At 65.7% G+C, this 26,077-nt stretch carries 17 protein-coding genes; 6 read left to right on the top strand and 11 right to left on the bottom strand.

Annotated features, from left to right (window positions below; translation table 11 throughout):
* Nucleotides 1-19 precede the first annotated feature (19 nt).
* The 7 genes from ACY3GB_RS15015 to ACY3GB_RS14985 form a co-directional block, all read right to left on the bottom strand.
* Nucleotides 20-2,752, bottom strand: a complete 2,733-nt coding sequence (locus tag ACY3GB_RS15015; RefSeq protein WP_463089451.1) for a DEAD/DEAH box helicase — start codon at nucleotides 2,750-2,752, stop codon at nucleotides 20-22.
* A gap of 114 nt (nucleotides 2,753-2,866) precedes the next feature.
* Nucleotides 2,867-4,210 carry a hypothetical protein gene (locus ACY3GB_RS15010; RefSeq protein WP_463089450.1) on the bottom strand — a complete coding sequence of 448 codons (1,344 nt, stop codon included), beginning with the start codon at nucleotides 4,208-4,210 and terminating at the stop codon, nucleotides 2,867-2,869.
* Nucleotides 4,211-4,285: 75 nt separating this feature from the next.
* Nucleotides 4,286-5,614 (bottom strand): hypothetical protein, encoded by a 1,329-nt coding sequence (locus tag ACY3GB_RS15005; protein WP_463089449.1) that lies wholly within the window; start codon nucleotides 5,612-5,614, stop codon nucleotides 4,286-4,288.
* A gap of 225 nt (nucleotides 5,615-5,839) precedes the next feature.
* The gene (locus ACY3GB_RS15000; protein ID WP_463089448.1) at nucleotides 5,840-7,132 is read right to left on the bottom strand and encodes a hypothetical protein; all 1,293 of its coding nucleotides are present in this window, start codon (nucleotides 7,130-7,132) and stop codon (nucleotides 5,840-5,842) included.
* 151 nt (nucleotides 7,133-7,283) lie between these two features.
* Entirely contained in the window at nucleotides 7,284-8,561 is a 1,278-nt protein-coding gene (gene hemL / locus ACY3GB_RS14995; RefSeq protein WP_463089447.1) for a glutamate-1-semialdehyde 2,1-aminomutase, read from the bottom strand.
* A gap of 85 nt (nucleotides 8,562-8,646) precedes the next feature.
* Nucleotides 8,647-10,830: a peptidase domain-containing ABC transporter gene (locus ACY3GB_RS14990; RefSeq protein ID WP_463089446.1), complete on the bottom strand. Its 2,184-nt coding sequence runs from the start codon at nucleotides 10,828-10,830 to the stop codon at nucleotides 8,647-8,649.
* 1 nt (nucleotide 10,831) lies between these two features.
* Nucleotides 10,832-12,082 carry an HlyD family secretion protein gene (locus ACY3GB_RS14985; protein ID WP_463089445.1) on the bottom strand — a complete coding sequence of 417 codons (1,251 nt, stop codon included), beginning with the start codon at nucleotides 12,080-12,082 and terminating at the stop codon, nucleotides 10,832-10,834.
* Nucleotides 12,083-12,586: 504 nt separating this feature from the next.
* Between ACY3GB_RS14985 and ACY3GB_RS14980 the strand changes: the two genes are divergently transcribed.
* The 5 genes from ACY3GB_RS14980 (at nucleotide 12,587) to ACY3GB_RS14960 (ending at nucleotide 17,265) form a co-directional block, all read left to right on the top strand.
* Nucleotides 12,587-12,742 carry a hypothetical protein gene (locus tag ACY3GB_RS14980; RefSeq protein ID WP_463089444.1) on the top strand — a complete coding sequence of 52 codons (156 nt, stop codon included), beginning with the start codon at nucleotides 12,587-12,589 and terminating at the stop codon, nucleotides 12,740-12,742.
* Between the two features lie 70 nt (nucleotides 12,743-12,812).
* Nucleotides 12,813-14,090, top strand: coding sequence for a hypothetical protein (locus tag ACY3GB_RS14975; RefSeq protein WP_463089443.1), 1,278 nt, complete (start codon nucleotides 12,813-12,815; stop codon nucleotides 14,088-14,090).
* Nucleotides 14,091-14,123: 33 nt separating this feature from the next.
* Complete coding sequence (locus ACY3GB_RS14970) at nucleotides 14,124-15,425, top strand: hypothetical protein (RefSeq protein WP_463089442.1); 1,302 nt, start codon at nucleotides 14,124-14,126, stop codon at nucleotides 15,423-15,425.
* Between the two features lie 91 nt (nucleotides 15,426-15,516).
* The gene (locus ACY3GB_RS14965) at nucleotides 15,517-15,690 is read left to right on the top strand and encodes a hypothetical protein (RefSeq protein WP_463089441.1); all 174 of its coding nucleotides are present in this window, start codon (nucleotides 15,517-15,519) and stop codon (nucleotides 15,688-15,690) included.
* A 189-nt stretch (nucleotides 15,691-15,879) separates the two neighbouring features.
* Nucleotides 15,880-17,265, top strand: a complete 1,386-nt coding sequence (locus tag ACY3GB_RS14960) for a radical SAM protein (protein WP_463089440.1) — start codon at nucleotides 15,880-15,882, stop codon at nucleotides 17,263-17,265.
* 52 nt (nucleotides 17,266-17,317) lie between these two features.
* Here the strand turns inward: ACY3GB_RS14960 and ACY3GB_RS14955 are convergent, their stop codons facing one another.
* The 3 genes from ACY3GB_RS14955 to parC are packed head-to-tail and all read right to left on the bottom strand — an operon-like array spanning nucleotide 17,318 to nucleotide 22,534.
* The gene (locus ACY3GB_RS14955) at nucleotides 17,318-18,634 is read right to left on the bottom strand and encodes a sigma-54-dependent transcriptional regulator (RefSeq protein ID WP_463089439.1); all 1,317 of its coding nucleotides are present in this window, start codon (nucleotides 18,632-18,634) and stop codon (nucleotides 17,318-17,320) included.
* Entirely contained in the window at nucleotides 18,627-20,183 is a 1,557-nt protein-coding gene (locus ACY3GB_RS14950) for a sensor histidine kinase (RefSeq protein ID WP_463090947.1), read from the bottom strand. The genes ACY3GB_RS14955 and ACY3GB_RS14950 overlap by 8 nt, the downstream gene beginning before the upstream one ends.
* Complete coding sequence (gene parC, locus ACY3GB_RS14945) at nucleotides 20,183-22,534, bottom strand: DNA topoisomerase IV subunit A (RefSeq protein WP_463090946.1); 2,352 nt, start codon at nucleotides 22,532-22,534, stop codon at nucleotides 20,183-20,185. The genes ACY3GB_RS14950 and parC overlap by 1 nt, the downstream gene beginning before the upstream one ends.
* A 97-nt stretch (nucleotides 22,535-22,631) precedes the next feature.
* On the opposite strand from parC, the gene ACY3GB_RS14940 reads away from it, so the two are divergent.
* Complete coding sequence (locus ACY3GB_RS14940; protein WP_463089438.1) at nucleotides 22,632-23,093, top strand: GNAT family N-acetyltransferase; 462 nt, start codon at nucleotides 22,632-22,634, stop codon at nucleotides 23,091-23,093.
* A 52-nt stretch (nucleotides 23,094-23,145) separates the two neighbouring features.
* Here the strand turns inward: ACY3GB_RS14940 and ACY3GB_RS14935 are convergent, their stop codons facing one another.
* Nucleotides 23,146-25,773 (bottom strand): TonB-dependent receptor, encoded by a 2,628-nt coding sequence (locus tag ACY3GB_RS14935; protein WP_463089437.1) that lies wholly within the window; start codon nucleotides 25,771-25,773, stop codon nucleotides 23,146-23,148.
* Nucleotides 25,774-26,077: the final 304 nt, after the last annotated feature.

Raw genomic sequence — 26,077 nt, 5'->3', positions numbered from 1 at the left:
TAAACAGGCAATTGTCCCATTACCGGACATCGCCGCGCAGCAAGGCCAGCAAGGCCTCGCCGTCCAGCCTGGCGCTGGCGTCGCCGCCGGCCAGCAGGCTGTCGGCCAGCGCGCGCTTGTCGCGGTGCAATTCGACGATCTTCTCCTCGATGGTGCCGGCCGCCACCAGCCGGTACACCGTCACCGGCCGCTGCTGGCCCATGCGGTAGGCGCGGTCGGACGCCTGATCCTCCACCGCCGGGTTCCACCACGGGTCCAGGTGGATCACGTAGTCGGCGGCGGTGAGGTTGAGGCCGGTGCCGCCGGCCTTCAGGCTGATCAGGAACATGTCGCCGTCGCCGGCTTGGAACGCGTCCATGCTGGCCTTGCGCTGTTTGGCGGGCGTGCCGCCGTCCAGATAGTGGAAGCGGACGCCTTGTTGTTGCAGATGCTCGGCCGCCAGCGCCAGGTGGTCGACGAACTGGCTGAACACCAGCGCCTTGTGGCCATTGTCCAGCAGCTCCTCGCAGATCTCGGCGAAAGCCGCCAGCTTGCTGGCCGGCAGCGCGCTGTCGGGCTGCGTGAGCTTGGGATGGCAGCAGAAACGCCGCAGCCGGGTCAGTTCCGCCAGCGCCTGCATGCTCTGGCCGCCGGCGGCCGGATCGGCCTCCGCCACGCGGGCCAGGGCCTCCTGCCGCATAGCCTCGTAGACGTGGCGCTCCTGCTCGGACAGCTCGATCAAGCGCGTGGTCTCGGTCTTGGGCGGCAGCTCGGTCAGCACTTCGCGCTTGGTGCGGCGGAGCAGATAGGGCTGGATCAAGGCTTTCAGCTGCGCGCGGGCGGTGTCGTCGCCGTCGGCGATCGGCTGGGCGTAGCGCTGCTCGAACTGCGCCAGATTGCCGAGCAGCCCGGGCGCGATGAAGCGGAACAGGCTCCACAGCTCGCCCAAATGGTTTTCCACCGGTGTGCCGCTGGCCGCCAGGCGAAAATCGGCGCGCAAGCTTTGCGCCACCTGGGCGCGCTGGCTTTGCGGGTTCTTGATCGCCTGCGCCTCGTCCAGCACCGCCGACGCCCAGTGCACATCGCGAAACGCCTCGGCCTCGCGCTGCAGCAGGCCGTAGCTGACGATCACCAGATCGCCCGGCCCGACGTCGTCCAGCCGGCGCTGCTGGTGATAGGCGCGCAAGCGCAGGCTGGGCGCGAAGCGGGCGGCCTCGGCCAGCCAGTTCAGCGCCACCGAAGTCGGCGCCACCGCCAGCTGCGGGCCCAGATGGGCGCGGGTCAGCAGCAGCGACAGCGTCTGCACCGTCTTGCCCAGGCCCATGTCGTCGGCGAGGCAGGCCCCCATGCCCCAGTGCGCCAGCCGCGCCATCCAGGCAAAGCCTTGCAGTTGATAAGGCCGCAACGTGGCGTTCAGCGTTGTCGGAACCTGGGGGTCGAAAACAGCCGCCTCGCGCCAACGCGCCGCCTGCCGCTGCCAGCCGTCGTCGCCGTCGAATTGCCCGGCGTCCTCGCCCAGCGCCTGCAGGCGCGGGCCGGCCAGCGGACTGATCGCCAATCCGTCCGGGCCGGCGTGGTCGACCATCCGCGCCAGCTCGCCGAGCCGCTCGCCCAGGCTGCCGGACAGCATCAGCCAGTCGCCGTCGGACAGTTGCAGATACTTGCCCTTCTGGCTGGCCAACGCCGCCAGCAGATGGCGCAAGGTCAGGATGCGGCCATCGTCCAGCTCCAGCTCGCCGTCGGCCTGCAGCCAGCCGCCGCGCTTCTTTACCTTGAGTTTGAGCTGCGGCATGCCGTCGGCGGCGGCCAGCCGGATCTTGTCGCCGTGCGGCCACAGGCAGGCGACGCGCGCCTCGCCGGCCGCCTGCAACTGCGCCAGCAAGGACAAGGCCGAGTGCTGGTCTGAAAACAGCCAGCCGTCGCCGTCGCGCTGGCCGCGTCCTATCGCCGGACAAGCCTCGCGCAGCGCGCGCAGGCGGGAGGCTTCGCCGGCCAGGTCGCGGACGAATTGCCGGTACTCGCCGTCGATGTCCAGCACCAGCCCTGCCGCGCCGCGGCCCGGCGCGCTCCAGGCGGCGGCCGGATGCGGCTTGACCTTCAACTGCAGCCGCAGGCCTTCCGGCTGGCGGGTCAGCAGGGCGTACAGCGTGGCATCGGCCGCCGCGCTGGGGAGCGCCGGGTCGAATTGCGGACTGGCATCCACCAGCGGCAGGCCGGGCGCGACATCGCGTATCGCCTCCAGCACCCGCTGCCGCGCCTGCCAGGGCACGGTCAGGCCGTGGCCGACCAGGTCAGCCAGCGCCTTCAGCTCGTCGGTCAGCTGGTAGACCAGCAGCCGCTCCGGCTGCGGCCGCTGCCACAGCGCGCCGCCGCAGCCGGCCAGGCCCTCCGGCAACAACTTCAAGCGCAGCTCCGCGCCCACCCGCTCCATCTGCAGCGCCGCCTGGCCGGCCTCGACGCGGATGCGACGCGCCGGCGCGTCGGCGTCGAACAGCAGCGGATGGTCGATCAGCGCCGGCAGCAGCGGCGCGGCGTCGATCAGACCCGCGTCGCCGTCGTGCCTCTCCAGCAGGGCCAGCAGCTGGCGCAACAACGGCAGGTCGTGCGGGCGCACCGCCTCGGCCTGGTCTTGCAGCAAGCCAGACAGCGAACAGGCGCGACCGCGGCTCCAGCCATCGGGGCCGGCGTTTTGCAGCAAGGGCTGCAGCTGGGCGCCAGAGTCGGCCAGGCGCAAGCGCCAGATCAGGCGGGAAGAGGGTTGCGGTTCGGTCATTAGGCATCGAGAAACGGGAGGTGGGGCCGATGTTGCCGGATTCGGCCCGCGCTGCAAAGCCGCAAAAGACAACGGCGGCCTCAGCCGCCGTTTCCTATCGCATCCGGGATGCGCTTACTGCTGCGCCGCCGGCTCGTGATCGCAGCCGCCGGGCTGCATCGCCTCGTTGCGCAGGCGCTGGTACTGCTTGCCATCCCAACGCCAGACCGACTCGCAGAAACCGTTGCCGGACAGGCGGATGTCATGATACGGATTATCAGAGTCGCTGTCCGGGCCATCGGTCACCACGACGAGCTTGGTCGCCGGCACGCCAAAGCTAACGCGCAAGTGCCCGTCATCATCACGGTCGAAAGCCCAGATGCTCTGGCCTACGTTGCCGGAGGTGCAGCTGTCTCCGCCCTGTATCCGGATCTGATTGTGGTCTTCCTCGTGGCTGTTGGTGTACCAGCCGCTCAGGCGGAACGGCGTGCGGCACTTGTCGGTGACGAAGCCCCAGGTGTCCTGGTCCTTGATCACATAGCGCACGCCCAAGGCAGCCAGCACTTCCTTCAAGTCCGCGTCGGACAATGTATTGCCATCGTCGAACAAGGCGGCGTTGGCATCGGCGGGGGGCTGGCTGGACGAGGCGCTTTGATCGTCTCCTTCGTCATCCGGCTCATCGCTGCTGTCTTCCGACCATTCGGTGTAGCGGTCGGAACACGCCTGTCCCTCGCATTGATACGACCATTCCTTTTCGTCAAACCGGAAACGGAAGGAACCCGCTCTCTTACCGCCAGTGATCTTCAGCGTCAGCGGGTAGAAGCCACGCGGATCGGTCTGCGAATCCGCCCGGTAATCGAAGCGCGCGTCGCCATCGTCTGGCAGCACGCCGAATATTTGCCCAGCAATGCTGACTACATCCTTGCCATGAGCGGCGAGCAACTGCGGAAATCCCTTCCCTTTATCACTCCCCTCCACCAGCCAAGCCATGTCGCCCTTGGCATTCAGGCGGATCAGGCGAGAATCGGCGGGTGCCAGAAAGTTGTGGTTGCGAAAGGGAAGGATCAGGCCGGAAGCCTGTGTCTCATGATTTTTGCCATCGAAAATGAAGGCTCCCAGGCGCGGGTCCGCGCCGCCTGCGACGCCGTCCTCGGATTCGCTGGAGCCATCGCCGCCCGCCAGCAGATACAGCTTGCTGCCTTCCACGGTTTCCACCCGGTCCAGGCTCACCGGCTTCATGCAGAAATACATGTAATCGCTGGTCACCTTCCAGCAACGCTGCTTGGGATCGTAGCTGCCATGCCCGTACATCTTATCGAGCAAGGCATCCGCCAGTTGGCTGTTCTGCTCATTGGCCAGATCCAGCCGCTCGACGCGGCCCTCGCCTCGCGTCATCACCCAGTAAGCCGCGCCGATCAGGCTCAGCAGCGCGATAGCCACCGCCACCAGCGCGATCCAATGCTTCTTGTTCAATTTCACGGAATATCCTTGAGTAGTCAGGGCAAGAGGCCCGGACAAGAAAGGCCGGGAGCTGCCAGTCCCGGCCTCCCAGTCTTATTCGCCGCCACAGCCGCCCGGTTGGGTGGCGATGTTCTTCAGGTGCGCGTACTGGCTGCCGTTCCAACGCCACACCGCCTCGCAGAAGCCGTTGCCGGACAGGCGGATGTCGTGGTAGCCATCTGTCGCGTCGTCGGTGACGGCGGCCTGTTTGGCCGGCAGGCCCAGATTGGCGCGAAGGTGGCCGTCCTCGCCGCGGATGAACAGCCAGATGCTGTGCTCGGTATTGCCGGAGGTGCAGCTGTTTCCGCCCTGCAGCCACAACATGTTGCGATTGTCCTCATACCCCTTGACCACCTCGGCCGACAGCGGGAAGGGCTTCGCGCACTCGGGCGTCACGAAGCCCCAAGTTTGCTGGTCCTTCACTACAAAAGTGGCGTTAACCGCGGCCAAGACATCCTTCAGGTCGGCGGCGGACAGCTCGGTGCCGTCGCTGAACAAAGCCGCGTTGGCGTTGGCCGGCGGCTGATCCGCGCGGCCATCCTCCTCTTCCTGCTGGCTCATAGGCTGGGCCTCGGGAATGCCCTCTTTCTTACGGCAGGCCGCATCGGCGCAGACGTATTTCCATTTCTGGCTGTCGAAACGAAACCTGAAGCTGGCCACCTGTTTGTGCTTGTCATCGCTGACCTTCAGCAGCAGCGGAAACACCTTGGCGTCAGCCTGGGCGGCGTCCGACAGGTATTCGAATTTCAGCTGCTCCGCCATGCCTTCTTCCTTGCCAAAAACATCGCCGGCGATATCGACGATCTTCTTAGCCTTGGGCGCGAACATCTGCGGAAAGCTGGAGCTGATACCCATCTGTTCGTCGTATCCCTCGGCCACCCATGCCATGTAGCCGGTTTTGGACAGTACCAGAAGCTTGACCGCCTCGGCATCGGGAGCCGACCCCGAGCCGCTGACAAACGGCAATTCGCGGTCCCCAGCAATCAGTTGCCCGGTTTTCGCCTGGGTAATGAAGGCGCCAGCCAACCCTTCGGTATCCGCATGCGTGCCATCTGGATGGCTGCCTCCGGCAAACAGATAGAGCCGTTCCTCGCCATCTGCCTGCACCCTGTCCAGCGTCACCGGACGCATGCAGTAGGTGTATGCATCCCCATCGATCTTGTGGTCGATATTCCAGCAGTTCTCCTTGCCGTCGTAAGCCTCCTTGCCATACATCTTGTCCATGATGTCACTGGCCAGTTGCTTGCCGGGCTCACCATCCAGCGCCAGCCGCTCCACCTGTACCGCCTGATGCGATTTCCAATACTTCCAGCCTCCGAAACCGGCTGCGATCAACAATGCCGCGACGCCTGCCAGCAGCGCGAGCTTTTTCTTGTTTGCCATATCGTTCCGTCTCAATCCAAATGATTTGATGTCAATTGATAAAAACAAGCATCAATAAATTTGACTTGTCATTCTATCAGGATCAACGAAACCGGTGCCCGCCTCCGAATGCGGCGGGCATACTCGACACAATGCCCGCCGGATTTGTGCAAGGGAGTCGAGCGGGCCAGGCCCGAGATGGAGGAGAATATGAAAAACGGCGGCCTCAGCCGCCGTTTCCGTTTGCTACGCGCTGCCCCCATCGCAGCCGCCGGTCTGGGTGGGGATGTTCAGCAGATGAACAAAGGCTTTGCCGTTCCAGCGCCACAAGCGGTCGCAAAACCCAGCCGAGCCGGCGCGCAAATCATGCACGCCTGCCGACACGTCGCGGGTGCGGCGCACCTGGGCGGCCGGCATGCCCAGATTGGCGCGCAAGCGGCCTCCGCCGTCGCGGACGAAGACCCAGACCGAGCCGCCGGCCGCGCCCGAGGTGCAACCATTTCCTCCGCGCACCCACAGCTGCTCTTGCCCGCCATCGCGCTCGAAATGGGCCTTCAGCGGGTAAGGCTCGTCGCAACCGTTCTGGCCGACGAACCCCGCCGCGCCATCCTCTGACACGTAGCGCATGCCCAGTTGCGCCAACACGTCTTGCAGATCGCCCTGGGACAGCTTGCGTCCCTTGCCGAACAAGGCCTCGTTGGCGTCGGCAGCCGGCCCCTGGGCCTTTTCCTCGCGCTCCGGGCGCGTCGGCAAGCCGGCGCGCACCCGGCAATCGACATCGGCGCAGACGTATTCCCAGCGGCGGCGGTCGAAACGGAAATCGAAACTGGCCAGCTGCTTGCCCTTGGCGTCCCGGGCGATCAGCGACAAGGGGTAGACCTTGGCCTCGTCCTGGGCGCTGTCAAGCTGGTACGCGAACCGCACCCCGTCGAGGGTATCGGCGTCGCGGCCGAACACCTCGCCGCCGATTTCCACCACCTTGCCGTCCTTGGGCGCGTAGAACTGCGGAAAGTCCTCTGCCGCGTCGCCGGGAGCCGCGCTGCCGGCCGCGAACCAGCCCATATAGCCGTCGCGGGACAAGCGCAGCAGCTGCGCCTGTTCGGGGCCGGCGGCGCGGCGGTTGAGGAAATCCAGCTCCCGGCTGCCGGCGATCGGCTCCAGCGTGTCGGCGTCGACGATGAAGGCGCCGACCAGGCCGCTGAGATCGGCGTCGCGCGCGGCGTCTTTGCTGCCGCTAGCGAACAGATACAACCGGCGTTCGCGGCCGATCGTCACGCGGTCCAAAGTCAGGGGGCGCAGGCAGTAATCGCCGCCGTCCTCGCGCAGGTAATGCCAGCAGTTGCGCTTGGGATCGCGCTGCTCGCCGCCGTAAGCGCGGTTCATGATGCCCGCAGCCAGTCCCCGGGCGGACGCGTCTGCCAATGCCAATCTCTCCACTTTGACCCGATCGCCGCCTCGCAGCAGCGCGCCCCCGGCCAGGATCGCGGCCGCCAGCGCGACGCCGCCGGCGGCCAGGCGCAGCCTGGTCTTCCTTTCCATCCACATCCCCTTCACTGCCGCAATGTCCCGCAGACCCGTCGGGTCCGAATATTTTTTAATTCGGGGGCAATATTACCAACTCATCCCGTTTTTTCCAGCCCAATGAAAAAGGGAGCCGAAGCTCCCTTGTGCTTTACCTGCCATTGAGTGTTCAGATGCGCGCAAAGGCCCTGCCGGCGGCGGCGAGAGTTTGCTCGATCATTTCATCGCTATGCGCGGCGGAGACGAAGCCAGCCTCGTAGGCGGACGGCGCGAAGTAGATGCCCTCGTCCAGCATGGCGTGGAAGAAGCGCTTGAAGCGCTCAATGTCGCAGCCGGTGGCTTCGGCGTAGGACTTGGGCGCCTTGTCGCTGAAGTAGAAGCCGAACATGCCGCCGACGCTGTCGGTGGACAGCGTGACGCCGACCTTCTGCGCCTCTTCGGCGAGTCCCTGGGCCAGGCGGGCGGTGCGGCTGCCCAGCGTTTCGTAGAAGCCGGGTTGCTGGATCAGCTTCAGCGTGGCGAGGCCGGCGGCGACCGACAGCGGGTTGCCGGACAGGGTGCCGGCCTGGTAGACGGTGCCCAGGGGGGCGATCTTGCCCATGATGTCGGCGCGGCCGCCGAAAGCCGCCAGCGGCATGCCGCCGCCCACCACCTTGCCCAGCGTGGTCAGATCGGGCGTGACGCCATGCAGGCCCTGGGCGCAGCCCTTGGCCACGCGGAAGCCGGTCATCACTTCGTCGTAGATCAGCACCGCGCCGTGTTTCTCGGTCAGGCTGCGCAGCGCCTGCACGAATTCGGCCGACGGCTGGATCAGGTTCATATTGCCGGCGATCGGCTCCAGGATCACGCAGGCGATCTGGTCGCCGATCTCCGCGAAGGTGCGCGCCAGTTGCTCGACGTCGTTGTATTGCAGCACCAGCGTGTGCTTGGTGAAGTCGGCCGGCACGCCGCCGGAGGACGGGTTGCCGAAGGTCAGCAGGCCGGAGCCGGCCTTGACCAGCAGGCTGTCGGAGTGGCCGTGGTAGCAGCCTTCGAACTTGACGATCAGGTCGCGGCCGGTGAAACCGCGCGCCAGGCGGATGGCGGTCATGGTCGCCTCGGTGCCGGATGACACCAGGCGCACCTGCTCGACCGACGGCAGCAGCTTGCAGATCTCCTCGGCGATCACCACTTCGCCCTCGGTCGGAGCGCCGAACGACAGGCCGCCGACGGCGGCGTCCTGCACCGCCTTCACCACCTCCGGATGGGCGTGGCCGACGATGGCCGGGCCCCAGGAACCGACGTAATCCAGATACTGTTTGCCGTCGGCGTCCCAAAAGTAGGCGCCTTCGGCGCGGGCGACGAAACGCGGCGTGCCGCCGACTTGGCCAAAGGCGCGCACCGGCGAATTGACGCCGCCGGGGATCACTTGCTTGCCACGTTCGAACAGTTCCAGATTGCGGGACATGAGGTTTTCCTTGTCTGGCGGCGCGGGCCGCGCCGCGGAATATGGGGATGCGCGGCGGAGCGTCTGCGGGTGCCGCCGGGCGCGATCATTCTACATGATCGCCGGCCCGCCCGGGACCGCCGCCGGCCCTCGCCCTCCGCTGTTCCGCGGCGGCCGCCGCCGGAGAATCCTGCATGATGCGCCCCTGCTCCAGCACCACCACCCGCTCGGCCATGGCGATGGTTTCCGGCCGGTGGGCGACCAGGATGCGCGTCATATCGATGTCCCGCACCGCGGCGTTGACCAGCTGCTCGTTCCACACGTCCAGGTGGCTGGTGGCCTCGTCCAGCACCAGGAGCCGAGGCTGCTTGTACAGCGCGCGCGCCAGCAGCACGCGCTGCTTCTGGCCGCCGGACAGGCCGGAGCCGATGTCGCCGACCAGGGTGTTGTAGTTCATCGGCATGGCCATGATTTCGTCGTGGATGGCGGCGAAACCGGCGCAACGGCGAATGCGCTCCTGATCCGGTTGCGGGTCGAAAAAGCAAATGTTGTCGGCGATGGAGCCGGAGAACAACAGATCGTCCTGCATCACCGTGCCCAGCATCTGGCGGTAGTTGGACAGGCCCAGCTGCTTGAGCGGCACGCCGCCCACCAGCACCTCGCCCTCGGTCGGCTCCATCAGGCCGAGCACCAGCTTCAGCAGCGTGGTCTTGCCGCAGCCGGAGGCGCCGGTGACGGCCAGGCACTGGCCAGCCGGAATCGCCAGGCTCAGCTCGCGCAACACATAGGGCTCGCTGTCGGAGTAGCGGAAGGACACGTTGCGCAATTCGATCGCCGGCTGGACATGGGCAGGATCGATCTCGACGTCGTTCAGCTCCGGCTCCGGCTCGGTCAGCAGGATGTCGGCGACGCGCTCGCCGTGCAGCCGCAGCATGCGCAGCTCGAACAGCTTGTCTATCAGCGCGGCGATGCGCTGGCTGAACTGGTCCTTGTAGCTGAGAAAGGCGAACAGCATGCCCACCGAGAAGCGGCCATCCATCACCGCCAGCGCCGCCAGCCACACCACCACCACCCGCTCGGCGTTGAACAGCAGCGCGTTGGCGGTCTGGAACGACAGGCTGAGCCGGGCGATGCGCAGGTCGGCGTTGAACTGCTCGGCCAGCGCGTTCATCCAGCCTATGCGCCTCTCCTCCTGGCGGCCGAACAGCCGCACGCTCTGCGCGCCGCGCGCCGACTCGATGAAATGGGTGTTCTGCCGCGACGCGTGGATGATCTGTTCGGCCGTCGCTTCGCGCAGCGCGCGGAAGATGCCCCAGCGCAACAACGCGTACAGCGCCACCGCGATCAGGCTCACCATGGCCAGCGGCGCGCTGTACAGCAGCATCACGATCAGCGTGGCGATCACCAGCAAACCGTCTATCACCCCCTCGACGAACTGGGTGGTCAGGCTTTTCTGTATGGTCTGGATCGAGCCGAAGCGCGAGGTGATGTCGCCCAGATGGCGCTTCTCGAACCACGGCAGCGGCAAGCGCATCAGGTGGGCGAAGGCGTTGCCCAGCCACTGGAAATTGAGGCTGGTGGCCAATGCCGTGGTCGCCCAGGAGCGCACCGCGCCGATCGCGGTCTGCAACAGCACCAGCAGCAGGAAACCGATGCCCAGCACGGTGATCAGGTCGCGGTCGGCCGCCACCAGCGCCTCGTCCACCACCCACTGCAAATAGAACGGCGCCGCCAGCGCGCACACCTGCAGCGCCAGGCCCAGCAGCAGCAGCTGGAGCAAGCCGCCGCCCAGGCCGTCCACCCGGCCCATCAGCGACAGCAGGCTGAACTGCAGCTTCTCCTCGGTCTTGCGGAACGAGGTGTCCGGCGTCAGCTCCAGCGCCACGCCGGTGAAATGCTTGGACGCCTCGTCCAGGCTCAGCTTGCGCTCGCCCACCCCCGGATCGTGGATGACGATGTGTCGCGCCGACACCTGTTTCAGCACCACGAAATGGTTCATGTCCCAATGCAGCACGCAAGGCAGCTTCAGCTGCGGCAAATGCTGCAGGTCCAGCTTCAGCGGCCGCGACGCCAGGCCCAGGCCCTGGGCCATCGCGATCAGGCTCTTCAGCGTGCTGCCCTTCAGCGACACCGAGAAACGGCGGCGCATATTGGCCAGATCGATGCGATGCCCCCAATAGCCGGCCACCATCGCCAGGCTGGCCAGGCCGCATTCGGCGGCCTCGGTCTGCAGCAGCAGCGGCAGCCGGCGGCGGCCCCAGAATCGCAAGGTCGGTTGCTGATGGCTCATCTCACACCTTTCCGCTGATGCTGTAGAGCGGCTCCAGCACCCATTCGTACAACTTGCGCCGCTCCAGCAGCACGCTGGCGTCCAGCGCCATGCCGGCCTTCAACGACTGGTTCTGGCCGTAGGTGATGACGCTCTGGCGCTCCAGCTTCACCCGCACCCGGTACAGCGGCTCGCCGGAGCCGCCCTGGCCGCCGGGCAGATACAGCTCCTCCGGCCGCAGCGCGCTGCGCGACACCTCGCGCACCGTGCCCTTGAACTGGCCGAACTTCTGGTAGGGATAAGCCTGGTAGCGGATCAGCACCGCCATGCCCGGCTTGACGAAGCCGGCGGCGCGCGACGGCGCGTACAGCTCCGCCTCCAAGGGCGAGCCGGCCGGCGACAGATTCGCCAGCGTCTGTCCGGACGCCACGGTCTGCCCGGTCTGGGCGGCGATGCCGCTGACCATGCCGGCCTGCGGCGCGCGCACCAGCAGCTTGCGCTTGGCTTCGTTCTCGGTCAGGTCCTGCTCCAGCTCCGCCATGCCGCGCTGCGCCGCCGCCTCGTCGCGTTTGGCTTGCAGCTGCAGGTCGCCCAGGTCGGACAGGGCCGTGCCGTGCTCGCTCTGCAGGGCGGCGCGGCTGCGCTGCAGGTCGGCCAGCTTGGTCTGCTGGTCTATCACCTCGGCCTGCTTGTCCTGCAGCGCGGCGGCGGAGATGAATTGCGACGCCAGCAGCTTGCGGTTGCGCTGCAGCGTGTCCTCGGCCAGCGCCACCCGGCGCCGCTGCAGGCCGATCTGCTCGTCCATCCGCTGCAGCTCGCGCGCCAGGTCGTCCGCCTTGCGCCGCAGCGTCTCCTGTTTTTGCCTGGCCTGCATGCGCAGCATCGCCTGGTCGCCGGCCAGGCTGTCGCGCCGCGATTGCAGCAGCGCGGTGATCTCGCGCCCGGCGTCGCCGCGGGTGGCGCTCTCGCGCTCGTTGCCGAGCACGAACAGCACGTCGCCGGCCCGCACCTGCTGGCCCTCGCGCACCCTCACCTCGGCCACCACGCCGGATTGCGCCGGCTGCACCCGGATCAGCCCCAGGCTGGGCAGCAGCACGCCCGGCACCTGGGCCTTGCGGGTGTAACTAGCCAAGACGAAGAACAGGACGATGGCGATGGCGATCAGCGCGAACACGCCGGTCAGCCAGGCGAAGCTGGCGGGACGCAGCAGCACGATGCGGCCATAGCGCCGGTCGGAGGCATGGCTGAGAGCGGCGGAGCGAAAAAGTGGCACGGATGGGACGCCTTCGGTAGGCATGCCGCGTCGCGGCACGCGGAGATTCGACACTCTACCACCAATTCCATTGGCATATTAAGCAACAAGAGACGCCACCCGGCACGCCCGCTCCATCACGTTTGGACGGCCGCCGCGGCAACTTGGACTCTTTCTTTAAATTCTCATCACGGACCACATGCGCGCCACACTGTCCATTAGGACTGGCCGATAGCCATCATTTCGAACAAGCCCCGCGTCCTCCATCGGCAATAACCATGCTGGGCAAGGATTGCCGAACTGTTGCGCGATGCAGACACGCCGGCGCGGCTTCGCCGTTGCCGGACATCCGTAATCGCCCGGGTTGCTCCCCCACCGGCACCGTCCAATAGTTCACTGTCATCAATGAAACGATCCACGCCGCGCCCTTCACGCAGCCACAGCCAGCCGGCTGGATCCATTCGATGACGCGTTCAGGCCGACCGCTACCGCTGTCGCCCACCACACACGCAAAGGAGAAACACCATGCAAACCGACAAGCAAGTGGAGCAGACCGAGCTGGATCAGGACCAGGAAATCGCCGACATCCTCGGCATCGCCGTCCTGTCTCCGCTGGAGGAAACCGCCGTTTCCGGAGGCCAAGCGGAAGAACCTGGACACCACCACGATCACGACGCGTAAGCGACGCCTCTTCGCGCCCGGCGCCGTCAGGCCGTCGGGCGCGCCCGCACCGCCCCGGAGAACAGACGCAATGAAAGAACAGGCCTCTCGTTTCGACGAAGCATGGTGGGACGGCTTTCTGAGCGAATCCAGACAACTGAGCCGCCCGGTCGTGTTCAAGAACGCGCTCGACGCCGACCGGATCGCCGCATTCCAGCGCGCAGTGCTGGACATCCTCGCCACGCTGGCGCGATTGCGCAGCCGTCGCTACGGCTTTCGCGTCTACGCGGCGGGCCGCCTGCTTGACGACGACGAGATGAACCGCGTCTACGACAGCCCCCCCCAGGCCGAAGAAAGCGTCGAGGCCTGGAGCCGGCGGGTCTTCGCCGACGTTCCGTTCGGCATCATCCTCAATTCCGGCGAGAAATTTCATCACGAGCTGTCGCGCGACATCGCGCGGATGCTGGCGCCGCTGTTCGACAAGATAGGCCTGCCCCGCGAAGGCATCCAGTTCAGCATCTTCATCGGCGACTACGACAAGACCCCGCTCGGCATCCACCAGGACAAGCGCGGGGAAAACGTCATCCACTTCCATGTCGGCCCCGGCGCCAAGACCATGCATCTGTGGGAGCCGGAGCAATACGCCAGGCTGACCGAGGAGGAGGGCATCGCCAAACGCGACTTCGCCGCGCTGAAACCGCATGCCAGGACCTTTCATTTCGAAGCCGGCGACCTGTTCTTCATGCCGGAAGGCACCTACCACATCGGCGCGCAGGACCAGCTGTCGATCGGCGTCACCGTCTGGCAATACACCCATACCAACCAAATGCTCGCCGACAATCTGCACGCCTTTCTGCTGAAGCAGCGGAACGGCGAGCCGGACGAGGCCATCGTCCACGATCCGTCGCCGCCGGACGACGCCGGCGCGCTGGACGCCATCCTCGCCCGGCGCCGGCTGCCCGACGAGTACCGAGGGCTGGATTACGAGCAGACGCTGCGTCTGGCCTACCGGGACTGGCGCCATTGCCTGGCCAGCAACGCCGGCTTCCGCAACTCGCCGTTTCCGCTGGAGTCGCCGGCCGGACTGACCTCCGCCGACTGGGTGCGGGCCGACGCGCCCTACCGCATCCTGAGCCGCGAAACGACGCCGGGGCGGATGGCCGTCTATGTGCGCGGCCACAAGCTGGAAATGAACCGCCACCCCGGCCTGATCGCGCTGCTGGACCGGTTGAACCAGGGCCGGACCTGCGCCGCGGCCGAGTTGCTGGGTCTATTGGACCCGCGCTGGCCGGCCAAGGTGGGCCTGCATCTGCTGAACGAGCTGTTCCGCTGGCGCGGCATCCTCAAAGCCGACCCGCCGTCGGCCTGAACGCCTTCGCCAACCCCAGCCTGGGAGCCCGGCATGCACCATCCCCTCGAGAACGACGCGATAGAAAACCCCCTCGCTCCGTCGCGCCTGCGTCGGCAGTTCGACGCCGACTGGTGGACAGGCTTCCTGGCCCGCAGCGAACAGATGAGCCAGCCCTGCGTCTTCGCCGACGCGCTGAACGCCGACCAGGCGCGTCTGATGCGCCGCCAGGTGCTGGACATCCTGGCCGAGCTCGGCCAGACCCACAAAGCGAAATACGGCTACCGCCTGTGGCTGGACGGCCAGAAGATCGACGCGCTCGACGCGCACTTCGCCCTGCATCCGCTGCCGCACGAGGACATCGAGGCCTGGGTGGGCCGCGCCTTCGGCAAACGCAAGTTCGGCATCATCCTGAACCGCGGCGAGAAGTTCAGCCCCGGCCTGTCCCAGGCGATCGCGCACATCCTGGAGCCGGCGCTGAAGATGATAGGCATGCCGACCGAGGGCATCCTGTGCACGGTGTTCATCGGCAATTACGACATGACGCCGCTGGGCATACACAAGGACTTGCCCGGCAAGAGCGTGATCCATTTCCACCTCGGCCCCGGCCCCAAGACCATGTACACCTGGCGCGACGACGACTATGTCACCGCGCCCGGCCAGAAGCGCTACAACAATATGGACATCGCGCCCCATCTGCCCAGCGCCGTCCGCCACACCTTCGGCGAGGGCCAGCTCTACTTCATGCCGGAAAACATGTTCCACCTGGGCACGCAGGACCAGCTGTCCATCGGCATCGCCTGCTGGTTCTACAACCGTTCCGACCACGACTTCGCCCGCGAGCTGCTGTACCGCGTCCGGGAAGCCCATCTGCGGCCATCCGAGATCATGCTGAAGGCCGACCGGCGGCCAATAGACGACATCGGCGCCGTCGAACCCGCGCTGTCGCTGCTGGCCCTGCCCGGCGACGGCGATCTGCGCGCGCTGATGCGCGACGTCTACCGCGACCTGCGTTATTCGCTGTTCAGCAACGCCGGCTACCGCAACAGCCCGATTCCGCGCGAGGACACGCCGGCGATACGGCCGGACAGCCACGTCGCCATCGAGCCGCCCTACCGGATGCTGTGCCGTCCCGCGCCCGAAGCCGGCCGGCTGGAGCTCTACGTGCGCGGCACCAAGATCGCGCTCGGCAACTTCCCGGGGCTGGAGGCCATGGTCGACAGGCTGAACGGCGGCGGCCAGGTCGCCGTCGAGGAACTCGTCGCCATGGTCGACGACCCGCTGGCGGAAAAGAAAGTCCATTACCTGCTCGGCCTGCTGCATCGTTATCGCGGCATCGCCGTCACGCCGCGCTGATTACGGGCCGATGCCGGAACATCCTGCGCCATGCGACCGACCCGGGCTTGATGTCGCAAAACTAGCAGCCTGAGCCACTTAGGAGACGCATATGAAGAATCAGAGCTTGCAAACCATGCTGGACGAGCTGGGCGAGGAATCGCCCTCGACCATGCGCGAAATCGCCGACCAGGACCTGGAGTTCGTTTCCGGCGGCGAAATGGAAGAGGATCCGACGCAGTGCGACTCGGGTTATGTCAGGTGTGACAAGGGTTTCTCCGGCTAAAACAGTCCCTGCCGGCTGACCGCGGCGGGCAGGATCCGGCGCGCCGCGCGCAGCGGAAAAACACGCGATGCGCCCTTGCAACCCGCCGCTTCGAAACGACGAAGGCGGCCCGCCCCAGGCCATGGCAGTGGCCGGGCCGCCTGCGTCGTCCGCATGGCCTTGCCGTTCCGATGACCTGGGAGAGCCAGCATGCATGGCGAATACGTTCTGTCCCGATACCTGATCGCCTCGGACATCGTCAGTCCGGCCCACCATCCCGATCCTTCCCGCCTGCTGTTCGCCAGCCGGACCGGCAAGTCGCTGCTGGTCAAGGAGAGGATCTACCGCAGCCTGCTCGTCGGCGAGTTCGACCGCATCGATCAGGCGACGCTGCAGCAATTGCGGGCCGACGAAGTGCTGGTCCCGCCCAGCGACGATGAATTCCTGGATCTGCTGGAAAAGAACCAGCGCGGCATACGCGAAACCCACACCCTCAGCCTGACGTTGCAGCCTACCGCCAATTGCCAGCTGGGCTGCGGCTACTGCGGCCAGCGGCACGTCAAAAAGAATCTGGATGACGACACCTCCGCCCGCATCGTCGCCCGCATCATGGACACGCTGCGGCGCAAGTCCTACGACAAGCTGGCGATCAACTGGTATGGCGGCGAGCCCATCCTGGCGCTGAAGCAGATCGAGGACATCAGCGGCCAGTTGATTGAACAATGCGGGGCGGCCGGCGTCCATTTCTTCGCCTCCATGGTCACCAACGGGCTCAGCCTCAAACCCGACGTGTATCTGCGCCTGCAGCGGCATCGCGTCAACAGTTTCCAGATCACGCTGGACGGCATCGGCCGCACCCACGACCTGATGCGGCCGGTCAAGGCCGGCGGCGGCAGTTTCGACATCATCCTGCAAAACCTGGTCGACGTGACCGGCATGCCGGAATTCAGCGCCAACCGCAGCGGCGTCACGATCCGCGTCAACATCAACCGCCACAACCAGGACAAGGTTGCCGATCTGATAGACCTGCTGGCCGATCGGGGGCTGGCGGCGCGCAATGTGGGCCTGGATTTTCGCCCGGTGGTGGATTGGGGCGGCAACCAGGCCGACCGGGACAGCCTGCCGGCGGCGGACTTCGCCGCGCGGGAGATAGACTGGACTGCGCATGCGATCCGGCGGGGTTTTGAATTCGACCGCATCCTGCCGGCCCGCTCCATCGCGCCCTGCATGGTGGTGATGCCCGACGCCGAGGTCTACGACGCCTACGGCAATATCTACCCCTGCTACGAGTTTCCGTATACGCCCAAATACGATGCGCCCCAATACAAGATCGGCCACATCCGCAATATCGACCAAGTCCGCAACGACAAGGCGGTCACCAGGGAGTGGTACGCCGATATCCGGACCGGCATCTCTCCCTGTCCGCGTTGCCCGTTGTTTCCCGTCTGCGGCGGCGGCTGCGCCAAGCTGTGGTACAACGGCGAAACCGGCTGTCCATCGTTCAAGCTGAACCTGCCCGAGCGGCTGGTGCTGGATTACTGGATGCGCAAGCGGAAGCGCCGGCAAGCTGCCGAGCCGGCGCCGGCAGCCGTCTAGGCTCGACGGGAAAGAAGAGCGGCCATCCTACGCATCCCCATGCGGCCGCGCCTCACTTCACCCCCAGCCTCTCCATCCGGTAGCGCAATGAGCGGAAAGTGACGCCCAGCCGCTTGGCCGCCTGGGTGCGGTTGTAGCGGGTGCCTTCCAGCGCCTTGACGATGGCTTCGCGCTCGACGCGGTCCAGATAATCCTGCAGCGGCTCGTCGCTGCCGAGCTCCGGCGCGTAGTCGGCGCAAGGGGTCAGCTGCAGATCGGCGCGGGACAGCGTGGGGCCGGCGGCCAGGGCCACCGCCCGCTCCAGGATGTTTTCCAGTTCGCGGAAGTTGCCGGGGTAGGCGTAGTCCAGCAGCGCGCGGCGGGCGTCGGCCGACAGCTGCGGCGCCGCCGCGCCGCCGAAGCGCTGCAGCAGCCGCTCGGCGAACAGCGGGATGTCGTCGCGCAGCTCGCGCAATGGCGGCATCTTCAGCGGCAGCACATTGAGGCGGTAATAAAGATCCTGGCGGAATTGCCCCGACTCCACCCGCGCCGCCAGATCGCGGTGGGTGGCGCAGATGATGCGGACATCCAAGGCCTCTTCCTGGCTGGCGCCCAGCTTGCGCACCTGCTTTTCCTGGATCGCGCGCAGCAGCTTCACCTGCATCGCCAAAGGCAGCTCGGCCACCTCGTCCAGGAACAGCGTGCCGCCCTGCGCCTGCTGGAAGAAGCCGTCGCGGTCGGCGTCGGCGCCGGTGAACGCCCCCTTGCGGCAGCCGAAGAATTCGCTCTCCATCAGGGTTTCCGGAATCGCGCCGCAGTTGACGGCGACGAAGGGCTTGTCCGCGCGCGGCCCCAGCTCGTGGATCAGCCGCGCCGCTTGCTCCTTGCCGGTGCCGGACTCGCCGCCGATGTACACCGCCGCCTGGCTGCGCGACAGCTTGTCCGCCAGCCGCAACGCCTCCTGAATCGCCGGCGACTCCCCCAACAGCCTTTGCTGCGCCACGGTCTTGGCGACCAGCGTTTCCACCTTCAGCGCGCTCTTCACCAGGCTGCGCAGCTGAGCGAGGCTGACCGGCTTCTGCAGGTAGTCGAAAGCGCCGGCCTTCATCGCCCGCACCGCGTTGTCGGCGCTGCCGTAGGCGGTGATCACGGCGATGGGCACGTCCAGCCCGGTCTCGCCGATGTGGTTGACCACCTCCAGCCCCTCGCCGTCCGGCAGCCGCATATCGGTCAGCGCCAGGTCGAAGCCGCCCGCGTCCAGCGCGGCGCGCGCCTCGGCCACGCTGCCGGCGCATGTCGGCGCGAGGCCCATTTTCAGCAAGGTCAGCTCCAGCAGCTCCCGGATGTCCGGTTCGTCGTCGACGATCAATACGCGCAGTGTCTTAGTCATGGGCCAGTTGACAGATCAGCCGGAACACGCCGCCGGGCGGGCTGTAATCCAGCCGCGCGCCGTTGGCCTCGGCCAGCTCGCGGGCGATGTACAGCCCCAGGCCGCTGCCGGCGCTTTCCGTGGTGAAAAAGGGTTCGAACAGCCGCGCCTGGTCGGCTTCGGCCACACCGGGGCCGTCATCGATCACGCGCAGGATCAGGTGGTTTTCCGCGATGCCGGCCTGCAGCCGCACCGAGCCGGGCCGGCGGCTGCCGTGGCGCCAGGCGTTGGCCAGCAGGTTGCCCAGTATCTGGGCCAGATGGCCGCGGTCGAAACCCAGCCGGCAATCGTCGGCCAGCTCGCAGCGCACGGCGCCGGCGGCGTCCGGCTGCGACATCGAAAAATGCTCGAGCTGCTGGGCGACGAAGGAGGCGAGTTCTATCGTTTCGCGGCGGACGCGGTCGCGCCGGCCCAGCGTCAGCACATCCTCCACCATGCCGTTGATGCGGCGGGCGTTGTCCTGGACGATGCGCAACAGGCGCTGCCGCGCCGGGTCGGTTTCATCTTCGGCCAGCAGGTCGCCGGCATGGCTGATGGCGGACAGCGGATTGCGGACCTCATGCGCGATGTTGGCGGTGAGGCGGCCCAGCGCCGCCAGCTTCACCCGCTTGGCTTCCTCTGCCATGTCGGCCATGTCGCGCATGAACAGCACCACGCCGCGCAGCTGGCCCTCGGGCACCGGCACCGGCACCAGCCGCCCCACCAGCTGGCGGCCGCGCACACTGTGTTCGACGAAGGTGGACAGCGCCGGGTAGCCATCGTCGCGCCACCGCTGCACCAGCGGCAGCAGCTCGGGCAGCAACTGGCCGCGCTGCAGCTGGTTGAAATAGCGCGCGGCCTGCAGGTTGAACTGGCGCAGGTGCCCGTCTTCATCCAGCACCACCACCGCGTCGCGCTGGCTTTGCAGGATCAGTTCGTTCAGGTGGTTGAGATTGGCGATTTCGCCGCCGCGCTGCGCCGCCAGCGCTTCCGACGCCCGCGCCATGCGGCCCAGCTGCCAGGTGGCGATGGCGGTGACGAAGCCCGCCGAGGCGAGCAGCGCGCTGTAGGGCAGGTCGGAAGGCTTGGCGAAGCCCAGCCAATGCTCGACGCCGGAATAGCAGAACAGCGCCAGCGTGGCGATGGCGGCATAGAACAAGGCGTAGCGGCCGGAGGACAGCAGGCCGGCGGCGGCGAGATAAGGCAGCAGCAAGAGGCCGAAGCCGCCGTGGATGCCATCATTCATCGCCATCAGCCACACCATCATCGCGATGTCGGCGGCGATGGCCAGCGTCAACTGCAGCGTGTGGCCCAGCTTGCCTTCGCGCAACAGATACCAGACGCCGATCAGCAACAAATAGGCGCCGGACCAAGCGTAGAACTGCCGGCCGCCCTCGATCAGCGGCTGGCCGTCGCCGCCTGGCAGCAGCGACAGCGAGAACAGCACCAGCAGCAGCAGCGCGCGGAAGCCGTTGACGAACAACAGCGCGGCGCGGGGACTGAGCGTTTGCGGCTGGGCTGTCCTTAGCATCACATCGGCAACTCCCGGATGGCGCTGATCAGCCACTTTTTAGGCATCAGCTTGCCCTTTTTCGCCCGCTTGCCGATGAACTCTTCCAGCGCCAGCTTCTCGTCCGCCACCTTGCCGCGGACCGAAGTGGTGGACAGCAGCGCCTTGCCGCCGGCCACCAGGCCGACCGCGGTCAGCGCCGCGCCGTCGTCCAGCGCCATCAGCATCAGGCCGCGGCCCTTGGCCAGTTCCTTCAGCTCGGCCGCGGGGAAGGCCAGCAGGCGGCCGCTGTCGCTGGCGGCCACCAGTTGCAGGGCTTCCAGCGGCGCGGCGGGCAGCCTCACCGGCGCCAGCACCGTTTCCTTGTCGTCCAGCGTGATGAAGGCCTTGCCGGCCTTCACCCGGCCGGCCATGTCGCCGATCTTGGCGATGAAGCCGTAGCCGCCGCTGCCGGCCACCACAAACTTATCCTCGTCGCGGCCGGAAATCAGCTGCGCCGGCTTGGCGCCGTCCTGCAGGTCTACCAAGGACGCCACCGGCACGCCGTCGCCGCGGCCGGTCGGCACCGTGGCCGGATCGATGGTGTAGGCGCGGCCGTTGTGGTCGAGCACGATGGCGTTCCACACCGTGCGCGTCTCCACCACCGCCGCCAGCGCGTCGCCGTCCTTGAAGCTCAGCGTTTCCAGCTCCACGTTGTGGCCGACGCGGGCGCGGATCCAGCCCTTCTGCGACAAGAGCAGCGTCACCGGTTCGTCGGCGGTGGTCTGGGTCAGCACCGCGCGCTCGGCGGCCTTGATCTCGCTGCGGCGCTTGTCGCCGTACTTGGCGGCGTCGGCCTGGATCTCGTCGCGGATCAGGCGGGTGAGCGCGTCCGGGGTGTCCAGGATGTGGCGCAAGCCCTCGCGCTCTTCGCGCAGATCGGACAATTCCTTTTCCAGCTTGAAGCCTTCCAGCCGCGCCAGTTGGCGCAGGCGGATTTCCAGGATGTCCTCTGCCTGGATTTCGGTCAGGCCGAAGGCCTTGATCAGATCCGGCTTGGGCTCGTCCGACTCGCGGATCACGCGGATCACTTCATCGATGTGGATGAAGGCGATCATCCGCCCTTCCAGGATGTGGATGCGCTTGTCCACCTGGGCCAGGCGGTGCGCCAGCCGGCGGGTGACGGTGGCGCGGCGGAAGTCTATCCATTCGGTGAGGATGGGCTTGAGGCCCTTCTGTCCCGGGCGGCCGTCCAGGCCTATCATCACCAGGTTCAGCGAGGCGTTGCCTTCCAGGCTGGTCTGCGCCAGCAGGATGTTCATGAATTCGTCCGGGTCCTGGCGGCTGGACTTGGGCTCGAACACCAGCCGCACCGGGCTTTCGCTGTCGGACTCGTCGCGCACGCGGTCCAGCAGGTCAAGCATCAGCTTCTTCAGGTTCTGCTGATCCTGCGACAGCTGCTTCTTGCCGGCCTTGAGCTTGGGATTGGTGGCTTCCTCAATCTCCGCCAGCACCTTCTGCGCCGACGAGCCGGGCGGCAGTTCGGTGACGATGGCGCGCCACTGGCCGCGCGCCAGCTTGTCGATTTCCCACTTGGCGCGCACCCGCACGCTGCCCCTGCCGGTTTCGTAGGCCGACAGGATGTCGGCGGCCGGGGTGATGATCTGGCCGCCGCCGGGGAAGTCCGGACCGGGCACGTATCGCATCAGCGCGGCGGTATCCAGCGTCGGGTCGTCCAGCAGCGCCACGCAGGCGGCGGCGACCTCGGTCAGATTGTGCGGCGGGATTTCGGTCGCCATGCCGACGGCGATGCCGGAAGCGCCGTTGAGCAGCACCATCGGCAGCCGGGCCGGCAGCAGCGACGGCTCTTCGAAGGCACCGTCGTAATTGGGAACGAAGTCCACCGTGCCCATGTCGATCTCGGACAGCAGCAGCTCGGCGATCGGCGTCAGCCGCGCCTCGGTATAACGCATCGCCGCCGCGCCGTCGCCGTCGCGGGAGCCGAAGTTGCCCTGGCCGTCGATCAGCGGGTAGCGCAGCGTGAAGTCCTGCGCCATCCGCACCAGCGCCTCGTAGGCAGAGCTGTCGCCGTGCGGGTGGTATTTACCCAGGATTTCGCCCACCACGCGGGCCGATTTCACCGGCTTGGCGCCATGGACCAGTCCCATGTCGCGCATCGCGTACAGGATGCGGCGCTGCACCGGCTTCTGGCCGTCGGCCACCTCCGGCAGCGCGCGGCCCTTGACCACGCTCATCGCGTACTCCAGATAGGCGCGCTCGGCGTAGAGGTCGAGCGGAATCCAGTCGCCGCCGGCGGCATCCGGCGCGGCGGGCGGCGGCGGCAGGTTATCGCCGGCAGCGTCCGGCTGGGCGAAGAGATCGTGGTCGTTCATATTCTTGATGTTGGTGTCTTGATCTGGATAAGGGCACATGGCCGCGCCGGATGGCATAACATCGGGGCGACCGTTACCGGAATGAGGGGATTCTACTATGGCAAACAAGATAGCGTGGCACTGCCACGGTTTCGACGGCTTCACGCCGCTCGCGCTGTACCAGGCGCTGCAACTGCGCGACCAGGTGTTCGTGGTGGAGCAGCAGTCGATCTACGGCGACGTGGACGGCGTGGACACCCGCTGCCTGCACCTGTCCGGCCGCGACGACGCCGGCCGGCTGCTCGCCTACGCGCGCTTGATCGCGCCGGGCGAAAAATACCCGGACGCGGCGGCCATCGGCCGGGTGGTGGTAGCGCCGGAAGCGCGCGGCCGGGGCCTGGGCAAGGCGCTGATGGAGCAGGCGGTGGCGCAGTGCCAGCGCCATTTCCCCGGCACGCCCTTCATGCTGTCGGCCCAGGTGGACGCCAGCGCGCTGTACGCGTCATTCGGCTTCCAGCCGGTGTCGGAACCGTACGACGACGGCGGGATTCTGCATGTGGACATGAGGCGAGTAGGCTAAGGCGAAAACGCAAACAGCCACCTGTGGGTGGCTGTTTGGCAGAACGGAATGATCAGAACTTGTAGTTGACGTTCACATAGTAGGTTCGGCCCCACAAGTCGGTCGAGCTGCCGGAGAAAGTGCCCGGCGTCTGGCCGTTGATGAAGTACGGCGGAATGCGGTTGCCGATGTTCTTGATGCCGCCGCCTACCGTCAGCTTTTTCAGCGGCGAAACGCTGAAGTCCACGTCGAAAGCGGTATACGACGGTATCCGCGCCGGCTTGCCCTTCAGCAAGCGAGGGCTGCTGCTGGCTTGTGTCAGATCCTTATAACCGGCATAGCTGCGAGCGGTCACGCCAGCCGAAAACTTATTGATGCTGTATTCGGCGGTGAACACATTCTTCCAACGCGGTTGGATCGCATAATCCACTTCTTCCAGCCACGGATCGGATGCGAGCTTGTGATCCTTGTAGCTCAGCAAGCGGCTGTGCTGGTTTTCCAGCTTCACCTTGCCGAAACTACCCAGAGACCAGATGTAGCTCAGATCGAAGTCCAGGCCGGAAGTGGTCAGGCCTCCCGCATTCTGATACGGAGTATTGATGTAGTCGATTTCGCCCAACTGGCCGGCCGGAACCGGTTTGCGCACGATAGCGCCGGGGTACTTGCTCGGGTTGTTGACCACATCGTCCGTATCGAGCGCATTGATGACGTTCTTCTGGTTGATCCGGTAGAAGTCGACAGAGGCGTACAGATCCTTGATGGGTTGCAGCACCATGCCCAGGCTGAAGCTGTCATTGGTTTCCGGCTGCAGGTTGGGGTTGCCGCCGCTGCGGATCTGAGTGCTGGTGGGCGTGCAATTGGAAACATGCTGTTGATCGCACAGCGCCTGATCAGTCACCGAGTCGTAAGCGGTGCGGTTCAGACGCAGCTGCGAGAACGACGGTGCCTTGAAGCCCGAGGTGGCGGAGCCGCGGAACATTACTTCCTTCAGGGGGCGATAAGTGAAGGCGATCTTCGGATTGATGGTATTGCCGAAGTCGTTGTAATGGTCGGCGCGCAACGCCAATTGCACTTCCAAGTTCTTGACCACCGGCAGGTTCAGCTCGCTATAAGCCGCGAAAATGCTATGGCTGGCATTCAGGTAGGACTGCGGTCCGGCGTTCAGGACCAGCCCTTGCTGCGAGTAGTCGCTGGGTATGCTCTCCAGCGTCTCGCGCCACCATTGGATGCCTGCGGCGAAACCCGCCGCGCCGCCCGGCAGCTGGAACAGCTCGCTCTTGGACGCTTTCAGCTCCAAGGCTTGCAGGCTGGTCGAGGCGGTATCGGTAGTCAGCACCTGGTAAGGCGTCAGGCTGGAGGCCGGATTGCCATGGATGAACGGATTGTAGGTCGGGCCGCTGGGGTTACCCGTCTGCAGAGAATCCGTCAGCGAGGTCAGATAGGACTGGTTCTTATTGGTGATGTTGTTACCGCTGAAGTTGACGGAGGCGTCGTAATCCCAGTCCTTGTAGTAGGTGGAATAACCAAATACGGCGTGATAGGTATTGCTGGTCGAATCGACGTCACGACCCCAGCCCTCATTCAGGCCGCGGTAGACAGTGATGCTGTCCTTGCCGGGCGTGAACGGCTGCTGGGCCTGCAACGCGGCGATCAGCTTGGGATCCGTCGGATAGGCCGCATCGCCCGGATTCAGCGTGACGCCATTCAGGAAGTTGTTGCCGCCGCGCAGAGCGGTGTTGGACTGGTTGAAGCCCAACTCCATGTAGAACTGGCTATCGGCATCCAGCTTTCTGGTCAGCGTGGTCAACAAACCGTAACGGCTGGTGCGGGGCGAAACCTGAGCGTCTTCCTGATCGTAGTCGATCGGACAGATCGTGGAACCATTGCCCTTGGTCACCAAGGATTTTTGGCAATACGGCATCGCATAGTACGGTTTGGACGACGGATCGGTCGACCAACCGCCCCAGGTGCTCAGATAGCGATTATCGGCGCCGCCGAAGCGACGGAAATCGCGGGTCTTGATTGCTTCATGCTTGCTGTAGAACACTGGCTCGCGATGGTAGGCGTCGAAAGACACCATGAGGTTGTAGCCATCCTTGTCCAAATCGCCTACGCCGGCCGAAACGCCTGCCGCCTGTTCTTTGCCATCCCCTGCTTGCGTCTGGCCATAGCGGGCATAGGTATCAACGCCCTGGTAATTGCGCTTGGTCTTGAAATTGATCACCCCGGCCACGGCATCGGAGCCATAAATCGCCGACGCGCCATCGCGCAGGATTTCCACCGACTCGATGACGGACAGCGGCAGCGTATTCAGATCCGTGAAAGCGTCAGTACCGCTTTCCAGCTGCGCGTAAGTCGCCAACCGGCGGCCGTTCAACAGCACCAGCGTGTACTTGTCGTTCATGCCACGCAGGCCAGCGTGGGCCGCGCCAGGCACGAAGCTATTGCTGTCAGTGCCTGAAGTGACGCCATTCACCGCAGTCAAGGTTTCCAGGAGCTGGACAACCGTGGATGCGCCGGTCTTGGCAATGTCTTCTTTCTTCAGCACTTCAACCGGCAGCGCGCCTTGGGAGGCGATCCGCTTGATGTTGGAGCCGGTGATCGTCACCCGTTCCAGTTGGTTGTCGTCCGCGGCGTGCGCGAAGCTGCTGCCCAGCAGGCCGATCGCGGCGATCGCCTGGGCAAGAGTCTTGACTCTCATCTCGTTTCCCTTTGTTCATCACGGTGTCTGCGCTGCGTGGGCGCAAATCTGTGCCGTCGCTGTCACATGGCTGCAACACTGCGGCAGGGAATGAAAATGGCATCAAAACATGTCAACGGCAAATTGTTTGGCTGCCCGGCCCATATGCAGAAAATTCGCAAGCCGCGGCCGACTTTGTTAATCCATTGATGACAATTGTGTTTTTCTATGAACGACATCCCGCTTCCCTCACGGAAGCTGTGTCAACAAAACAACAAGTTGTCATGATCCATGCTCATGGCCCAATCATTCCGATCAGGCGGCC

The organism is Chromobacterium sp. Ag138 (genome assembly GCF_055181315.1).
Note: the sequence above shows the minus strand (reverse complement) of the source record. Positions and strands in the feature narration are given on the sequence as shown.